The following is a 15,671-nucleotide window of genomic DNA, read 5'->3' as shown; positions in this document are numbered from 1 at the left end:
AGTGACCGAGCCCAAGATCCACGGCATCATCGCCTACCCGGTGACCCCGTTCTCCGATAACGGGATTGACACCGAACGGCTGGCCGCGCTGGTGGAGCGGTTGGTGTCCGCCGACGTTCACGCGATCGCGCCGCTGGGCAGCACGGGTGAACTGGCGTACCTCGAGGAACCCGAATTCGACACCGTCGTCGACACCACCATCGCCACGGTCGCCGGCCGCGTCCCGGTGATCGTCGGGGTGTCGGATGTGACCACCGCCAAGACCATTCGGCGCGCCCAGTACGCGCAGCAGGCCGGGGCCGACGCGGTGATGATCCTGCCGGTGTCCTACTGGAAGCTCACCGAGCGCGAGATCTTCCAGCATTACCGCAGCATCGGTGACGCCATCTCGATCCCGATCATGGCCTACAACAATCCGGCCACCAGTGGTGTCGACATGCCTCCGGAGCTGCTGGTGCGCATGTTCGAAAACATCGACAACGTCACCATGGTCAAGGAATCCACCGGCGACCTGGCCCGCATGCGGCGCATCGCCGAACTGTCCGGCAACCGGCTGCCCTTCTACAACGGCAGTAACCCGCTGGTACTCGACGCGCTGAAGGCCGGGGCGTCCGGATGGTGCACGGCCGCACCCAATTTGCGGCCGCAGCCCTGCATCGACCTGTACGAGGCGGTGCGCGCGCAGGACCTCGACACCGCGCAGAAGCTCTACGACGACCTCAAGCCGTTGCTCACCTACATCGTCGCCGGCGGGCTGGCGACCACGGTCAAGGCTGGCCTGGAGCTGCTCGATTTCCCGGTCGGCGACCCGCGCGCGCCGCTGTTGCCGCTCGACGAGCAGGGCCGCGTCGAGTTGCGGGGCTTGCTGACTAACGCCTAGCCCAACTCGGGCGCGGAGAAGGTGTCACACTTCTTCGGGTCACCGGTCTGGTAGCCGGTGGTGAACCACTTCTGCCGCTGTTCGGACGAACCGTGCGTCCAGGACTCGGGATTGACCCGCCCGGTGGATTCCTTCTGGATGCGGTCATCGCCCACCGACGCCGCCGCGGAGAGGGCATCGGAAATGTCCTTGTCGCTCAACGGTTCCAGGTAGGGCACGCCCGTGCTCTCCTGCTTGACCGTGGAGGCGTAGTGCGCCCAGATCCCGGCGTAGCAGTCGGCCTGGAGTTCGGTGCGCACGCCGTTGCCGCCGGCGCCCTGGGCACCCTGCTGCGAGCGGCCCAGCAGACCCTGCAAGTTCTGCACGTGGTGACCGTATTCGTGGGCGACCACATATTCTTGCGCGAACGGCCCACCGCTGGAACCGAATCGATCGACCAGCTCCTGGAAGAAGTCGGTGTCGAAGTACGCCGTCTGATCGACCGGGCAGTAGAACGGCCCGACCGCTGTGGTGGCCGCCCCGCAGCCGGTGTTCACCCGACCGGTGAACAGCCGGACGTGGGGGCGGGTGTACCCCGGCAGCAGCTGATGCCACACCGCATCCACCGAGTTGCCGGTGGCGACCACGCGGCATTGCACATACTTGTTGGCGTCTGCGCCGGTCTTGCACTGGCTCAGGTCGAAGCCGGGCGCCGAGTACCCGCCGGTGTTGGTCTGCTGCGAGTTCATGACGCGACCGGGGTCGACGCCGAAGAACAGCGCGCCGATGAGGATCAGCAGTCCGAGGCCACCACCCCCGACGGCCATTCCCATCCCGCCCCCACCGGACGAGGACGCAGTGCTGGTGTCGATCTGCATGCCCTCGTTGAAGGTCATGACACGCTCCTAACGTTGCCGGGTCGCAAGGGAGTCGGTATAGCTGCGCAGGTTGCGCAGATAGCGGCGCAGGGCCAGGTTCAGCAGTGGGCCCACCACGGCCATCGCCAGCTTCGCCGGGCCGGCCGGTTTCTGGGCCATCGTCCACGTCAGCCGGCAGCCACCCGGGATGGCCTCGACCCGGTAATCCTCGGCGAACGCCGCCACGGATCGGGTCGAGCATTCGTTGAACCGAAATGCCATGTGTGTGAACGGCTCCCAGGCGAGGAATTCTTCGTTGCCGACGAGGCCGCCGCGCATCTCGACGACGCGGGTGGTCCCGATGCCGCGCGGCTCGGGGCTGGTCCAGGTCACCTTGGTGATCACCTTCGCCCACCGCGGCCACGACTCGGCATCGGACAGCACCTCGAACAGCTGCTCGGGCGTGATGGCCAGGTCGACGCTGTTGCTGAACCGGAAACGGGCCTCAACGGAATCAGCGTCGGTGAAGCTCGTATCGACGCGTTCGCAAGGGAACATGACAACAACTTAGCCGGGGCCGTCGCTGGCCGCGGCCAGTAAGGGCACTACGACGTCGCTGATCGGCGTAGCCAGCCCGTGGGCCCGGCCTTTGCGAATGATCACGCCGTTGCGGACATCCCATTCCATCCGCCGTTGATGTTCGGCGTCGGTGAGGATCGACGTGCTCAGGTCTTCGGCCACGTTGCGGAACATGTCGACCAACTCGTCGACCACCCCGTCGGCCAGCCGGGCGCCCTCGGCCCGCGCTACGGCCAGGCACTCGGTCACATACCGCCGCGACAGCGCGGCGACGTCGTCGCGGCGGAACATGCCCGACCGCCTTCGCGCCAGCGCCATGAACCCGGCCAGTGCGTTGGTCAGCAGCTTGTGCCAGGCCGCGGTGATGATGTCGGGGTCGCAGTCCGCCCGGCAACCGGCGCCGCGCAGCAGTTCGGCGACGGTCTCCCCGGACGGGCCGCTGGGCAGGACCAGGGCCGCCTCGGTGCGCAATCGCACCCAGCCGTCGGGCTGGGTCTCGGCCGAGTACCACACGATCCCGGGAATGACGGGCGAGGACGGGCAGTGCGGCTGCACCTGCTCGACCTGCTCCACGCCGTTTTGCAGGACCACGACGATGGTGTGGACATCGCACAGCCTGGCCAGCCAACCGGCCGCGGCGTCGTTCTGGGTGGCCTTGACGGCCAGCAGCACCACGTCCACCGGCTCGGTCACCTCGGCGGGATCGGTGCGCACCGGCCCGGGAACGACGATCGGATCCGATCCGTCGGGCCGCAGTTCGATGGCGTCGCGCGGGGTGCGACCGCACACCATGACCGAATGGCCCGCCCGGTACAGCAAAGCGGCGGCCGTCGTGCCGACGGCGCCGGGACCGACCAGGGCGATGTTGGTAGCAGCGTCTGTGGCGATGGCATCGAAATTACCTCCTTTAGACTGGGCACTCGTTCTGGCCAGGTGAAGAGGAGTGTTTTGTGCTGCGCAGTCATGCCGCGGGTTCGCTGGACAGTGGCGACGCCGGGCAGCAGGTGACGCTGACGGGCTGGGTGGCCCGCCGCCGCGACCACGGCGGCGTCATCTTCATCGACCTGCGCGACGCCTCGGGCATCGCCCAGGTGGTGTTCCGCGCCGAGGACGTGCTGGCGCAGGCGCACCGGCTGCGCGCCGAATTCTGTGTCGCCGTCACCGGTGTCGTCGAGATCCGCCCCGAGGGCAACGCCAACCCGGAGATCGCCACCGGCGACATCGAGGTCAACGCCACGTCGCTGACGGTGCTGGGGGAGAGCGCCCCGCTGCCGTTCCAGCTCGACGAGCCCGCCGGCGAGGAGCTGCGGCTGAAGTACCGTTACCTGGACCTGCGCCGCGACGGGCCGGCCGAGGCAATCCGGTTGCGCTCCAAGGTGAATGCCGCGGCGCGGTCGGTGCTTTCCCAGCATGACTTCGTCGAGATCGAAACCCCGACCATCACCCGCTCGACCCCGGAAGGGGCCCGCGACTTCCTGGTGCCGGCCCGGCTGCACCCCGGCTCGTTCTACGCCCTGCCGCAGAGCCCGCAGCTGTTCAAGCAGCTGCTCATGGTGGCCGGCATGGAGCGCTACTACCAGATCGCCCGCTGCTACCGCGACGAGGATTTCCGCGCCGACCGTCAGCCGGAGTTCACCCAGCTGGACATGGAGATGAGCTTCGTCGACGCCGAGGACATCATCGCCATCTCCGAAGAGATCCTGGTCGCGTTGTGGGCGTTGATCGGCTACCAGATTCCGACCCCGATCCCGCGGATCAGCTACGCCGACGCGATGCGGCGATTCGGTTCCGACAAGCCGGACATGCGCTTCGGGCTCGAGCTGGTCGACTGCACAGAGTTCTTCAAGGACACCACATTTCGCGTCTTCCAGGCGCCTTACGTCGGTGCCGTGGTGATGCCGGGCGGGGCGTCACAGCCGCGGCGCACGCTGGACGGCTGGCAGGAGTGGGCCAAACAGCGCGGCCACCGCGGGCTGGCCTACGTCCTGATCGCCGACGACGGCTCGCTGGGCGGTCCGGTCGCCAAGAACCTGTCCGACGCCGAACGTGACGGCCTGGCCGCGCACGTCGGGGCGAAGCCGGGCGACTGCGTCTTCTTCTCGGCGGGCCCGGCCAAGCCCTCGCGTGCGCTGCTGGGCGCCGCCCGCGGAGAGATCGCCCACCGGCTGGACCTGATCGATCCGGACGCCTGGGCGTTCGTCTGGGTGGTGGACCCGCCGCTGTTCGAGCCCGCCGACGACGCGACCGCCGCCGGCGACGTCGCCGTCGGGTCGGGGGCGTGGACCGCCGTGCACCACGCGTTCACCTCACCCAAGCCCGGGCATGAGGACGCCATCGAGACCGATACCGGCGCGGTGCTCGCCGACGCCTACGACATCGTCTGCAACGGCAACGAGATCGGCGGCGGATCGATCCGTATCCACCGCCGCGACATCCAGGAGCGGGTGTTCGCGGTGATGGGGCTGGATGCGGCCGAGGCCCAGGAGAAGTTCGGATTCCTGTTGGAGGCCTTCACCTTTGGCGCACCGCCGCACGGCGGCATCGCGTTCGGCTGGGACCGGATCAACGCGCTGCTGTCCCGGGTCGACTCCATCCGCGAGGTCATCGCCTTCCCGAAGACCGGCGGCGGGGTGGACCCACTCACCGAAGCACCGGCGCCGATCACCGCCCAGCAGCGCAAGGAGTCCGGAATAGACGCCAAGCCGCAGCTTAAGACGTCTTGACCTAGCTAGTGGCCAGGCCCACTAGCAGCCGGCGCGAAGTGCGGCGCAAACCGTACCGCCTTCGATCATGATGCAGCTCGACGATCCCAGCATCACACCGATCAGCATCATGGCCAGGGCGGCGGCGCGCAGCGTTCTCTTGGTGATCTTCGCCTTCATGAGTCACACCTTTCTGCTGGTGAGGTGGCCGCGTAGGTCAACTACCGCGGGCTAGCTGATGCTACCGCGTGTCTTTAGACACATGTGCAATATTTCGGGAACTGCCGGGCGTCGCGGACTACGCGAATCGTCGAGCGGCTAGCGTTGACGGCGCTGCTGAGGGACGAAGTCCGGAATAGACGCCAAGCCCGACAAGGTTCACAGGAAATGACCGAAACCCCTGACGCCGAGACCGTCAACGCGTTCAACAAGAGCATCATCGACGAATTCCGCGCCAACGACGGCGTGGTCGGTGGCCAGTTCGAGGGCGCCAACCTGCTGTTGCTCCACACGACCGGCGCCAAGTCCGGTCAGCCGCGGGTGTCGCCGCTGGCCTACTTCCGCGTCGACGGCAAGCTCATCATCATCGGATCCTTCGCCGGCGCCCCGGTCAGCCCCGCCTGGGTGCACAACCTGCGGGCCAATCCGCAGGCGCGCGTGGAGATCGGCACGGACGCGTTCGACGTCGCCGCCCGCGAGCTTCCCGCCGACGAGCGGGCAGCGCTCTTCGACAAGATCACCGCCGTCGCGCCGGGCTTCGCGGAATACCAGGCCAAGACCACCCGGGTGATTCCGCTGTTCGAGTTAAACCGGACCTAGCCGGTGGGCGGTTCGCGGCGAGCGATGCCATCTCTGGTTCTCGCCGCCGCGCGCGCGGGCGGCAAGCGGCTGCGGGTGGTGTGGTTCAACCTGGTGCAGACCGCGCTGGCCGCGGGCCTGTCCTGGTACCTGGCCCACGACGTCCTGGAGCACCCGCAGCCGTTCTTCGCGCCGATCGCCGCCGCGGTGTCGTTGTCGACCAGCAACGTGCTGCGCGCGCAACGCGCCGTCCAGATGATGATCGGGGTGACGCTGGGAATCGGAGTGGGCTCGCTGGTGCAGGGCCTGCTCGGGCCGGGCGAACTACCCATCGCGGTCGCCGCGCTGGTGGCGCTGGCCGCCGCGGTGTTCATCGGGGGCGGCTTCATCGGACACGGGATGATGTTCGCCAATCAGACCGTGGTGTCGGCGATCCTGGTGCTGGCCCTGTACCACGGCGGCGTCGGACTGGAGCGCATCTTCGACGCGCTGGTCGGCGGTGCGGTGGCCATCGTGTTCGCCGTCTTGCTGTTTCCCGCCGACCCGCTGACGGTGCTGCGCAATGCCCGGGTGGGCGTGCTCGGGACGCTGCACGACGTATTGGCGCGCGCCGCGGACGTCGCCGCCGGACGCAAAGACCCGCCGCCGGACTGGCCGCTGACGGCGGTGGATCGGGTGCACGAACAGCTCAGCGGGCTGCTCGAGGCGCGCACCACGGCCCGCCACGTCGTCGCCATCGCGCCGCGACGCTGGGTGCTGCGCACCACGATCGAAGCCGCCGATCACCAGGCCGTGCACGTGGCCCTGCTGGCCGGCTCGGTGCTGCAACTGGCCCGCGCCGTCTCGCCCGGCCCCGATCCCATCCCGGCCGGCGAACGCCTTCCGCAGCCGGTGCCCACCGTGCTGGTGGTGCTGGCGGCCGCGACCGCGCTGGCCGACTCCGATCCCGCCGGCGCCTGCGCCTACACGGCGTCGGCGCGCCATCACGCCGCGGAATTACAGGCCGGGGCGCATCAGAAGACGCACCTGCTGCTCGCCGACGTCGTCAGCGCCTGCATCGACGACCTGCAGCGCGTCATCGACCTTCGGCACGTCTGAGCGTTTCAGCGCGAGTCGGCCAGGAACTCTTGAACCAGTTTCCGCGGCGCCTGGGTCAGCCACGCCTCGGTGATCAGGTCCTCGAGGTCGCGCACCGAGATCTCGGCGAGGTTGACCAACACCGCGGGATAGCCATCGAAATGCGGGGTGGTGAAGTAGACCCTCGGCTCGTCGTCGATCAACGCGAACTTGACGCCCTCGTCCGACACCCGGACCCCGAGGATGTCGCCCCGCGGCGGCTGGGGCCCGGTGCGTTCCAGCGCCTCGCGCTCGGAGGGCCGCAGCGGCCGCTCCCAGGCCAGCAGTTTCTTGCCGACCCGCCAGTCGTGCGGTGACGGCTCGGAGGTGAGTGCCAGCTCACCGACGATGCGGGCGACCTCGCCCCAGGTGGCCACATCACGATTGTGCTCCCGTTTTGGCGCCAGTGCCGTCGGATTGGCAAACGGTGGGCGACTGGGCATTCCGCGGGCCCTACGCAGGGGGCGGGCATGTGATGAGATCAGCGGTGAGGAGGGATGAAGGGCTTGCCAGCAGAACCAGGCGAACCAGGGGCCGGGGTCGCCCGCCGACACCGGGTGACCCACCGCACCGAGTATCGCTACTCCGACATCGTGACCGGCTCGTATGGGCGCGGGTTCCTCACGCCGCGCGACTCGCTGCGGCAGCGCTGTGTCGCGCATCAGCTGATCATCGAGCCGGCCCCCGCCGACAGCTCCACCAGTGTGGACAGCTACGGCAACACCAGCTCCTACTTCCACGTGACCGAGCCGCACCACACCCTGAAGGTGACCAGCGATTCCATCGTCGACGTCTATCCGCACCGCCCGGATCCTGACACCGCGGCCCAGCCGTGGGAGGCGGCCCGGCCGACCGGCCCTGGCGCAGCCCTGGCGACCGAGTTCACCCTGGACCTCAATCCGCCGGAGATCACCGACGACATCCGCGACTACGCGGCGGCCAGCTTCGCCCCCGGGCGTCCCCTCATCGAAGTGCTGCGAGATCTGACGTCGCGCATCTTCACCGACTTCACCTACCGATCGGGGTCGACGACGATTTCCACCGGAGTCAACGAGGTTCTGGCCGCCCGCGAAGGGGTATGTCAAGACTTTGCCAGGCTGGCGATCGCCTGCCTGCGAGCCAACGGGTTGGCGGCCAGTTACGTCTCCGGATACCTGGCCACCGACCCGCCACCCGGAAAGGATCGGATGATCGGCATCGACGCCACCCACGCGTGGGCAGCGGTCTGGACTCGGCAGCGGCCCGGGCAATTCGAGTGGCTGGGGCTTGATCCCACCAACGACCAGATGGTCGACGAGCGCTACATCGTCGTGGGCCGGGGCCGTGACTACGCGGACGTCCCGCCGCTGCGGGGCATCATCTACACCGACTCGGCACACAGCGCGATCGACGTCGCCGTCGACGTGGTGCCCTTCGAAGGCGATGTGCTGCATGCGTGACTTCACCTGCCCGAATTGTGGCCAGCGCCTTACCTTCGAGAATTCCACCTGTCTCAATTGCGGTAGCGCGCTGGGGTTTTCGCTCGACCAGATGGCATTGCTGGTGATCGCGGAGGACGACGCAGGCGAGCACGCCGGCTTCGTGCGCGCGAGCGAGTATCAGCTGTGCGCCAATCTGCTACTCGCCGAATGCAATTGGCTGGTTCCCGTCAACAACCCCCGGCTGCTGTGCCCGTCGTGCGCGCTGACGATCGAACGGCCCAACGACGCCGACACCACCGGGATGGCCGAGTTCGCCAGGGCGGAGGCGGCCAAGCGCAGGCTGATCGCCGAGCTGCACGAGCTGAAGCTGCCGATCGTCGGGCGGGACCGCGATCCCGACTACGGGCTGGCCTTCCGGCTGCTGTCCAGCGCGCACGAACAGGTGATGACCGGGCACGAGAACGGCGTCATCACCATCGACCTAGCCGAGGGCGACGACGCGCACCGCGAGCAGTTGCGGGTGGAGATGGACGAACCGTACCGGACCCTGCTGGGTCACTTCCGCCACGAGATCGGCCATTACTACTACTACCGGCTGATCGCACCGTTCACCGATTATGTCGAGCGGTTCAACGAGCTGTTCGGCGACCACGAAGCCGACTATCAGGCGGCGCTCGATCGCCACTACAGCGAGGGCGCTCCCGAGGGCTGGCAGGAGCACTTCGTATCGTCCTATGCCACAATGCATCCCGCCGAAGACTGGGCCGAGACGTTCGCCCACTACCTGCACATCCGCGACACGCTGGACACCTCGGCGTGGTGCGGGCTGGCCCCGGCGTCGGCCACGTTCGACCGGCCCGCCTTGGGCCCCAGCGCTTTTCAGACGATCATCGACATGTGGTTGCCGTTGTCGTGGTCGCTGAACATGGTGAACCGGTCGATGGGCCACGACGACCTGTACCCGTTCGTGCTCCCGGCCGCGGTGCTGGAGAAGATGAGGTTCATCCACACCGTGGTCGACGACGTGACATCGGAGTCGCGCGGCCCCGCCTCGGTGGCCGGTTAACGATGTGCTTTTCGATCACAGCGGATCTGGTGGTGGGTGCCGCCCTCGTCCCGGTCGCCGTCGCGACCCTGCGCGAGGTGAGGCACTGGCGCGAAGTGCCATTCGCGTTGTTGCCGACGGTGTTCGCGGTCCACCAGTTCATCGAGGCGGCGGTGTGGCCGGACGGCTTGTTCTCGGCGGGGCTGATCCACCTGGCGACGCGCGCGTATGTCTTCATCGCGCTGCCGCTGCTTCCGGCGTTGGTGCCGTGGGCGATTCTGCTGCTGGAACCGCGTGGCGCCCGCCTTCGGGTGGCGCCGTTCGCGGTGCTCGGCACCGTCGTGTCCGCCTATCTGGCTGTCGTCGTGCTCACCGAACCGGTCGAAGTGACGAAGGGTCCCCATGCGCTGCAATACCAGACCGGCGTTCACGGTGGCTACGTGTGGGCGGTGCTCTACGTCATCGCCGTCATCGGCCCGGCACTGTTGTCGGGCTATCGCTCCATCGTGGTGTTCGGGTTGGCCAACCTGGTGGGGCTCGTCGTGGTCGCCGTCCTCTACGTGAACGCGTTCGCGTCGCTGTGGTGCATCTACGCCGCCACGCTGTCGGTCCTGGCGCTGGTGCACATGGTGCGGCGACGGCGACTGCCCGATCCGCACCGCTACCACGGCCTCACCGCGGAGCATGCGGCATAGAAGGCATGAAACGTGTTGGGCGAGAACGGGACTAGGCAGGATTGCCGGACTCCTCCTCACCCCGCTGCGCGGGTGCATCGTCGTCCGGCTAGGCGGGCATCACGCGTCGCTGGTCGGGACCCCAAATCGGTTGCATGCCGCCGGGCAACGCCAGCTGCGTAGCGGTGATGACCTCGGCCAGGTTGCGCAGCTCGGCGTGCACCGACGCGAGCAGCTCCGCCAACTCGGCACGCCGGCCATCGTCGCTGACCCGTTCGAGCTCGGCGGGGTGCGAGCGCCGCAACCTGGTGCCGATCTCGTCCACCAACCGTTCCGGGCGTGACGATCCCGATGAGCTGGGCAGGTCCCTGAGATTGGTGCGCAGCCGCTCCAGCTGGTACAGCAGCGACCGCGGATTCTGCGCGTCGAACAGCATCAGCTCGGCCACGGCGGCCACGCTGACCTTGCCCACCGTGCGGCGCCGGTAGATGACCGAGGACTCGCACGCCACCAGCGTGGATTCGATGACGGTTTGTTCGGCCGCGGCGCCGCGGGCGACGGTCAGGGTGGCCTGCAGCAGCGCCGTCAGCCACAGCCCGCGTTCGATCCGCTTGCCGATGTCCATCATCGTCCAGCCCACGTCGCGCACCATCGACTCGCCGGCCACCCCCGACAGGGTCAGCATGCCGGCCAGCGTCTGGGTCTGCGCTCCGGTGAGCACCGCGTCGGCCTCCGAAAGTGATTCCGGCGGATCGCTTTTGAGCGCCAGCGCGCGCTCCACCCCGGCCAGCACCATCCAGGTGTCGTTGGACATCTGGTCGCGCACCGCCCGCGCGGCCAGTGCCAAACCCTCCACCGACTGCACCAGCGAGCCGGGCCGGTTCGGATCAACGGTGAGCGACCACAGCGTGGAGGGGGCGATGGCGATCATCTCGGCGTGGTCGCCATCGCTGTCAGGCGTTCCGGTGATGCGGCCCAGCGCGGTCATCAGCACCGGCACGCATTCGCTTTCCGCACTGTGCTGGTGGTGGCGGTAGACGTGGAACCGGTCGCGGGCGACGATCAGCAGTCGCGCCATGCTTTCCGCGCGCTCACCGTAGCGGCCGATCCAGAACAGGTCGGACAGCACGCGCGGGGAGCTGACGGCCCAGGTGCCCGCGGCCGTCTTGGCCGACGGCCCGGGCGTCGGAAGGCTGATCGCCTCGGCGTGCGCCCGCTCGGTGGGGCGCACCCAGACGTCTTTGGCCGCAACGGTTTTCAGCGTGTACGCGGCGGGCCCGGGGGCCAGCACGTAACCGATGCCGCCAATCATCGGCGCGTAGCCGCCGCGCTGGGCGACGGTGAACAAGCGGATGCCGACGCCCGCCGAGGACAACACACCGGCGTGGTCGGTCGGCACGGACGAGAACTGCGGCAGCTCCTGGCCGATCCACTGCCACGGCATCTGCTCGATGCGGGCGGCCAACCGGGTCAGCTGCCCAGACGATAGTGCCGGCCCGACCAGGGTCGTGTCACCGATGGTGGACTTCACCAACAACGACGGCAGGTTCGCCAGCAGGTGTGAGCGTTCACTGGCGATGCCGCCCCAGTAGACCTCGGTGCTCGGCAACTGCAGCGTTTCCGACAGCAGATGCTCGGCCATCGCGGGCAAAAAACGCAGCAGCCCAGGGTTTTCCAAAATTCCACTGCCCAGCGTGTTGACCACGGTCACCGTCCCGCGGTGCTGGGCCTCCACCAAACCGGCCACCCCGAGCCGGGAATCGGCGCGCAGATCCAGCGGGTCCGTGTAGTCCGCGTCGACCCGGCGCAGGACGACGTCGACGCGTTTCAAGGTGCCCAGCGAGCGCATCCACAACATGCCGTCGCGCACCACCAGGTCGGCGCTTTCCACCATCGGGAAACCCAGCAGGGTGGCCAGGTAGGCCTGGTCGAATGCGGTCTCCGAGTAGATACCCGGGGACAGGACCACCACGACGGGATCCTGGGCGTCATCGGGTGCGGCGTCGATCAGCGCCAGCCGCAGCGCCTGCGCGAACGGAGTCGTCGGCCGGGGCGCGATTCGCTCGTAGAGGTCGGGAACCGAATGCGCGATGACGCGCCGGTCGGCCAGCGCGTAGCCGGCCCCTGAGGGCGCCTGGGTGCGGTCGCCATTGACGACGAAAGTGCCGTCCGGACGCCGGCTGACATCGCAGCCGTGCATGAAAAGCTGGTGGCGCCCGGGGATTTCGATTCCATTGGCGGCGCGCACATACCCGGGATGGCCGAACAGCAGTTCGGGGGGAAGGACGCCCTCGGTGAGCAGGCTGCGCGGCCCGTACAGGTCGGCCAGTACGGCGTCGAGCACCCGCGACCGTTGCAGCAGGCCCGTCTCGAGCACCTCCCAGTCGGCCGCGGACAGCACGATCGGCAGCGTGTCCAGCTGCCAGGGCCTGGGCTCCTGGCCGCGACCGTCGGGCGCGACGTCGGTGTAGGTGATGCCGTCGTTGTCGATGAGGTCGTGCACCACCGAGCGCAGCCGGTCCAGGCCGGCGCGGCCGCGCTCCGCGATGGCGTCGGCCAGCTCGGCCCACGCCGGTCGCACGTTGCCGTCGCGGTCGAGGAATTCGTCATACCCGCGCGCCGGACCGTGCCGCAGATCGAAGAGCGCCTCCTGGGCGCGCGCGGCGCGGTATCCGGCCAGCAGGCGATCCGCGTCGTAGCGCGCGGTGCCGGGCCCTGACGGCGCGCCGGTGGCGAATGTCATTGGTGGGCCGGCCTTATGACCGAGGCAGCGAAGCCGCCTCAGCCGACGGTGACGGTCAGCGGACTCACGGCGCGACCTGCCCGCCGGACAGCCGGCGGTAGGTGTAGACCTGGATCAACAGCGCCACCGGGGCGGCGACGACGAGCCCCACCAAGCACAGGAAGGCACCGACCAGCACGATCGCGAACTGCACCAGCCACGACAGCAAGGCGCTGCCGATGTCGGAGCGGACCGTGGTGAAGCTTGCCTTCAGCGCCTCGATCGGCGGCAGGTCGCGATCCGTCGCGAAGGCGATGGTGAACAGCGCGAAGAAGCTGAAGACCGCGACCGCCAACAGCGCCACCAGGTTGAACAGAATCGTCGGCGGGATCAGCGAGACCGCATCCAGGGCCACGCTGATCACGCTGAGCAGTGCCGCGGCCAGAAGCGCGTTGCCGAAGTGGCGCGGCTTGAAGAACGAACTGACCGTCACCGGCCGGGCGTCCGCTATGTCAAGGGCGCCCGACAGGAATGCCGCCTGGACGAAGATGGTGTAGACGAAGATCACGATCTGCAGGACGATCGCGCCGACGCCGGCCATGCTTCCCGTAAACGATGCGCCGTAGTTTCCGTCGGCATTGCTCGTCGACGCGTCGGCGCCGCCCAACAGCACGAATACCAGGCCGTACAGGATCAGCCCGGCCACGGCGTACACCAGCAACGCGACGATCAGCGGCACGGCGTTCTTACCGAACTTGTTGAACGCCCACGAGAAGGCTTCGCCGATGCTGAACCGCTGCGGGCCGCCGTAACCCGGGTAGCCGGGCTGTTGGGGTGCACCGTAGCCCGGTGGTGGCCCATATCCGGGGGGCGGGCCATAACCGGGGGGCGGGCCATAACCGGGGGGCGGGCCGTAGCCGGGCGGTGGCCCGTATCCGGGCGGCGGGCCATAACCGGGGGGCGCCGAGCCGGGGGGTGGCCCGTAGCCGGGGGGCGGCCCGTAGCCGGGGGGCGGGTAACCGGAGGGCTCAGGGTTGCCTTGCGGCCGGATCGGATTGCCGGGGTACTCCGGGGGTTGGCTCATGGCCGCTCCTACGTCGTCGACGTTCTGGGCATGCGTCGCAGAACTTAACAAGTATCCGACGGCAGTGCAGACCGTGCCAGATGAGGCGCCGCCGTGTCGCGGCTTCGTGGTATGCCTGAAGCCGTGTCCGACGGTCTGTTTGACCTGCCCGGCCCGCCGCAGTCAAGCGATCATGGGCTGGGCGTGTCGGGCGGCGCACCCCTGGCGGTCCGGATGCGTCCGGCATCGCTTGACGAGGTGGTCGGCCAGGACCATCTGTTGGCGCCCGGATCCCCGCTGCGCCGCCTGGTCGAGGGTTCGGGGGTGGCGTCGGCCATCCTGTACGGCCCGCCCGGCAGCGGCAAGACGACGCTGGCCGCGCTGATCTCGCAGGCGACCGGCCGCCGGTTCGAGGCGCTGTCGGCCCTGTCGGCCGGCGTCAAAGACGTTCGGGCGGTGATCGACACCGCGCGCCGGGCGCTGCTGTCCGGGGAGCAGACGGTGCTGTTCATCGACGAGGTGCACCGGTTCTCCAAGACCCAGCAGGACGCGCTGTTGTCCGCGGTGGAGAACCGGGTGGTGCTGCTGGTGGCGGCGACCACGGAGAACCCCAGCTTCTCGGTGGTGTCGCCGCTGCTGTCGCGCTCGCTGATCCTGCAGTTGCGGCCGCTGAGCGCCGACGACATCCGCATCGTGGTGCAGCGCGCGATCGAGGACCCGCGCGGGTTGGGCGGGCAGACCCGGGTCGCGCCCGAGGCCGTCGACCTGCTGGTGCGGCTGGCCGCCGGTGACGCCCGGCGCGCGTTGACCGCGCTGGAGGTCGCCGCCGAGGCGGTCGAGCCCGGCGGCGAGCTGACCGTCGCGGCCGTAGAGCAGTCCCTGGACGAGGCCGCGGTGCGCTACGACCGCGACGGCGACCAGCACTACGACGTCATCAGCGCCTTCATCAAGTCCGTCCGCGGCTCGGACGTCGACGCCGCGCTGCACTACCTGGCCCGCATGCTCGTCGCCGGCGAGGACCCGCGGTTCGTCGCGCGCCGGCTGATGATCCTGGCCAGCGAGGACATCGGCATGGCCGACCCGGCCGCGCTGCAGGTCGCGGTCGCGGCCGCGCAGACGGTGGCGCTGATCGGCATGCCCGAGGCGCAGCTCACCCTGGCGCACTGCACGATTTATCTGGCCAGCGCGCCGAAGTCGAACGCGGTCACCACGGCGCTGGCCGCGGCGATGGCCGACATCAGGGCCGGCAAAGCCGGTCTGGTCCCGCCGCATCTGCGCGACGGGCACTATTCGGGTGCGGCGGGACTGGGCAACGCGCAGGGCTACAAGTACTCGCACGACCACCCGGATGGTGTTGTCGCACAACAATATCCACCGGATGAGCTGGTAGGGGTCGACTACTACCGGCCCACCGGCCGTGGCGGCGAGCGCGAGATGGCCGGCCGCCTCGACCGGCTGCGCGCGATCATCCGCAACAAAAGGAAACCGTCATGAAAACCTTCACCGACGAGGAGATGGGCGCGCTGCTGCCCACCGCCCGGCCCTACACCGTGATGATCCTCAAGCGCGGCCCGAAGTTCGCCGACGAGTCGTCAGCGGGCGTCATCTGGGAGCACGGCCGGCGCAATTTCGGGCTGCGCGACGACGGCGTGCTCGCGGTGGTCCTACCGGTCAGCGACGAATCCGACGTCTGCGGCGTCGGGGTGTTCGCGGCGACGGTCGAGGACACCGCGGCGATCATGGCCGACGACCCCGGGGTCGCCGCGAGCGTCTTCACCTACGAGGTGCACGCCTGCCGCGGCTTCCCCGGCGACGCCTTGCCTTGAACCGGCCGT

At 68.7% G+C, this 15,671-nt stretch carries 16 protein-coding genes; 9 read left to right on the top strand and 7 right to left on the bottom strand.

Annotated features, from left to right (window positions below; translation table 11 throughout):
• Position 1: 1 nt before the first annotated feature.
• On the top strand, positions 2-880 hold the full coding sequence (locus tag AC5Y7E_RS11210) for a dihydrodipicolinate synthase family protein (RefSeq protein ID WP_499948960.1): 879 nt from the start codon (positions 2-4) through the stop codon (positions 878-880).
• On the opposite strand, the gene ypfJ is transcribed toward AC5Y7E_RS11210, so the two are convergent.
• From ypfJ to AC5Y7E_RS11195, 3 genes are read right to left on the bottom strand one after another with little or no spacing between them, the layout of a single operon-like run.
• Positions 877-1,755 carry a KPN_02809 family neutral zinc metallopeptidase gene (gene ypfJ / locus AC5Y7E_RS11205; RefSeq protein ID WP_499948959.1) on the bottom strand — a complete coding sequence of 293 codons (879 nt, stop codon included), beginning with the start codon at positions 1,753-1,755 and terminating at the stop codon, positions 877-879. The genes AC5Y7E_RS11210 and ypfJ overlap by 4 nt on opposite strands.
• 9 nt (positions 1,756-1,764) lie before the next feature.
• A complete protein-coding gene (locus AC5Y7E_RS11200) occupies positions 1,765-2,274 on the bottom strand; it encodes an SRPBCC family protein (protein ID WP_499948958.1) in 510 nt (169 codons plus the stop codon).
• Between the two features lie 9 nt (positions 2,275-2,283).
• Positions 2,284-3,183, bottom strand: coding sequence for an oxidoreductase (locus AC5Y7E_RS11195; protein WP_499949189.1), 900 nt, complete (start codon positions 3,181-3,183; stop codon positions 2,284-2,286).
• A 62-nt stretch (positions 3,184-3,245) separates the two neighbouring features.
• Here AC5Y7E_RS11195 and aspS point away from each other — a divergent pair, with 62 nt between their 5' ends.
• Positions 3,246-5,018, top strand: coding sequence for an aspartate--tRNA ligase (gene aspS / locus AC5Y7E_RS11190; protein WP_499948956.1), 1,773 nt, complete (start codon positions 3,246-3,248; stop codon positions 5,016-5,018).
• 21 nt (positions 5,019-5,039) lie between these two features.
• On the opposite strand, the gene AC5Y7E_RS11185 is transcribed toward aspS, so the two are convergent.
• Positions 5,040-5,177 (bottom strand): hypothetical protein, encoded by a 138-nt coding sequence (locus AC5Y7E_RS11185; RefSeq protein WP_499948955.1) that lies wholly within the window; start codon positions 5,175-5,177, stop codon positions 5,040-5,042.
• Between the two features lie 207 nt (positions 5,178-5,384).
• Here AC5Y7E_RS11185 and AC5Y7E_RS11180 point away from each other — a divergent pair, with 207 nt between their 5' ends.
• Both AC5Y7E_RS11180 and AC5Y7E_RS11175 read left to right on the top strand, forming a co-directional pair.
• Positions 5,385-5,816: a nitroreductase family deazaflavin-dependent oxidoreductase gene (locus AC5Y7E_RS11180; protein WP_499919611.1), complete on the top strand. Its 432-nt coding sequence runs from the start codon at positions 5,385-5,387 to the stop codon at positions 5,814-5,816.
• Between the two features lie 24 nt (positions 5,817-5,840).
• Complete coding sequence (locus AC5Y7E_RS11175) at positions 5,841-6,893, top strand: FUSC family protein (protein ID WP_499948953.1); 1,053 nt, start codon at positions 5,841-5,843, stop codon at positions 6,891-6,893.
• Between the two features lie 5 nt (positions 6,894-6,898).
• Here AC5Y7E_RS11175 and AC5Y7E_RS11170 read toward each other — a convergent pair whose 3' ends face one another.
• Entirely contained in the window at positions 6,899-7,288 is a 390-nt protein-coding gene (locus AC5Y7E_RS11170; RefSeq protein ID WP_499919614.1) for an MmcQ/YjbR family DNA-binding protein, read from the bottom strand.
• 129 nt (positions 7,289-7,417) lie between these two features.
• Between AC5Y7E_RS11170 and AC5Y7E_RS11165 the strand changes: the two genes are divergently transcribed.
• From AC5Y7E_RS11165 to AC5Y7E_RS11155, 3 genes are read left to right on the top strand one after another with little or no spacing between them, the layout of a single operon-like run.
• Positions 7,418-8,350: a transglutaminase family protein gene (locus AC5Y7E_RS11165; protein ID WP_499948952.1), complete on the top strand. Its 933-nt coding sequence runs from the start codon at positions 7,418-7,420 to the stop codon at positions 8,348-8,350.
• Positions 8,343-9,398: a zinc-binding metallopeptidase family protein gene (locus AC5Y7E_RS11160; protein WP_499919616.1), complete on the top strand. Its 1,056-nt coding sequence runs from the start codon at positions 8,343-8,345 to the stop codon at positions 9,396-9,398. Before AC5Y7E_RS11165 ends, AC5Y7E_RS11160 begins: the two co-directional genes overlap by 8 nt.
• 2 nt (positions 9,399-9,400) lie before the next feature.
• On the top strand, positions 9,401-10,072 hold the full coding sequence (locus AC5Y7E_RS11155) for a DUF6629 family protein (RefSeq protein WP_499919617.1): 672 nt from the start codon (positions 9,401-9,403) through the stop codon (positions 10,070-10,072).
• An 88-nt stretch (positions 10,073-10,160) separates the two neighbouring features.
• Here AC5Y7E_RS11155 and AC5Y7E_RS11150 read toward each other — a convergent pair whose 3' ends face one another.
• On the bottom strand, positions 10,161-12,794 hold the full coding sequence (locus AC5Y7E_RS11150) for a circularly permuted type 2 ATP-grasp protein (RefSeq protein ID WP_499948951.1): 2,634 nt from the start codon (positions 12,792-12,794) through the stop codon (positions 10,161-10,163).
• A 64-nt stretch (positions 12,795-12,858) separates the two neighbouring features.
• A complete protein-coding gene (locus AC5Y7E_RS11145; RefSeq protein ID WP_499948949.1) occupies positions 12,859-13,857 on the bottom strand; it encodes a hypothetical protein in 999 nt (332 codons plus the stop codon).
• A gap of 111 nt (positions 13,858-13,968) precedes the next feature.
• Between AC5Y7E_RS11145 and AC5Y7E_RS11140 the strand changes: the two genes are divergently transcribed.
• Both AC5Y7E_RS11140 and AC5Y7E_RS11135 read left to right on the top strand, forming a co-directional pair.
• A complete protein-coding gene (locus tag AC5Y7E_RS11140; protein ID WP_499948947.1) occupies positions 13,969-15,330 on the top strand; it encodes a replication-associated recombination protein A in 1,362 nt (453 codons plus the stop codon).
• Positions 15,327-15,662, top strand: coding sequence for a hypothetical protein (locus AC5Y7E_RS11135; RefSeq protein ID WP_499948946.1), 336 nt, complete (start codon positions 15,327-15,329; stop codon positions 15,660-15,662). The genes AC5Y7E_RS11140 and AC5Y7E_RS11135 overlap by 4 nt, the downstream gene beginning before the upstream one ends.
• Positions 15,663-15,671: the final 9 nt, after the last annotated feature.

The sequence above is a fragment of the Mycobacterium sp. NGS17 genome (assembly GCF_059813205.1).
The sequence above is the reverse complement of the archived record's forward strand: the minus strand, read 5'-3'. Positions and strand labels throughout refer to the sequence as shown.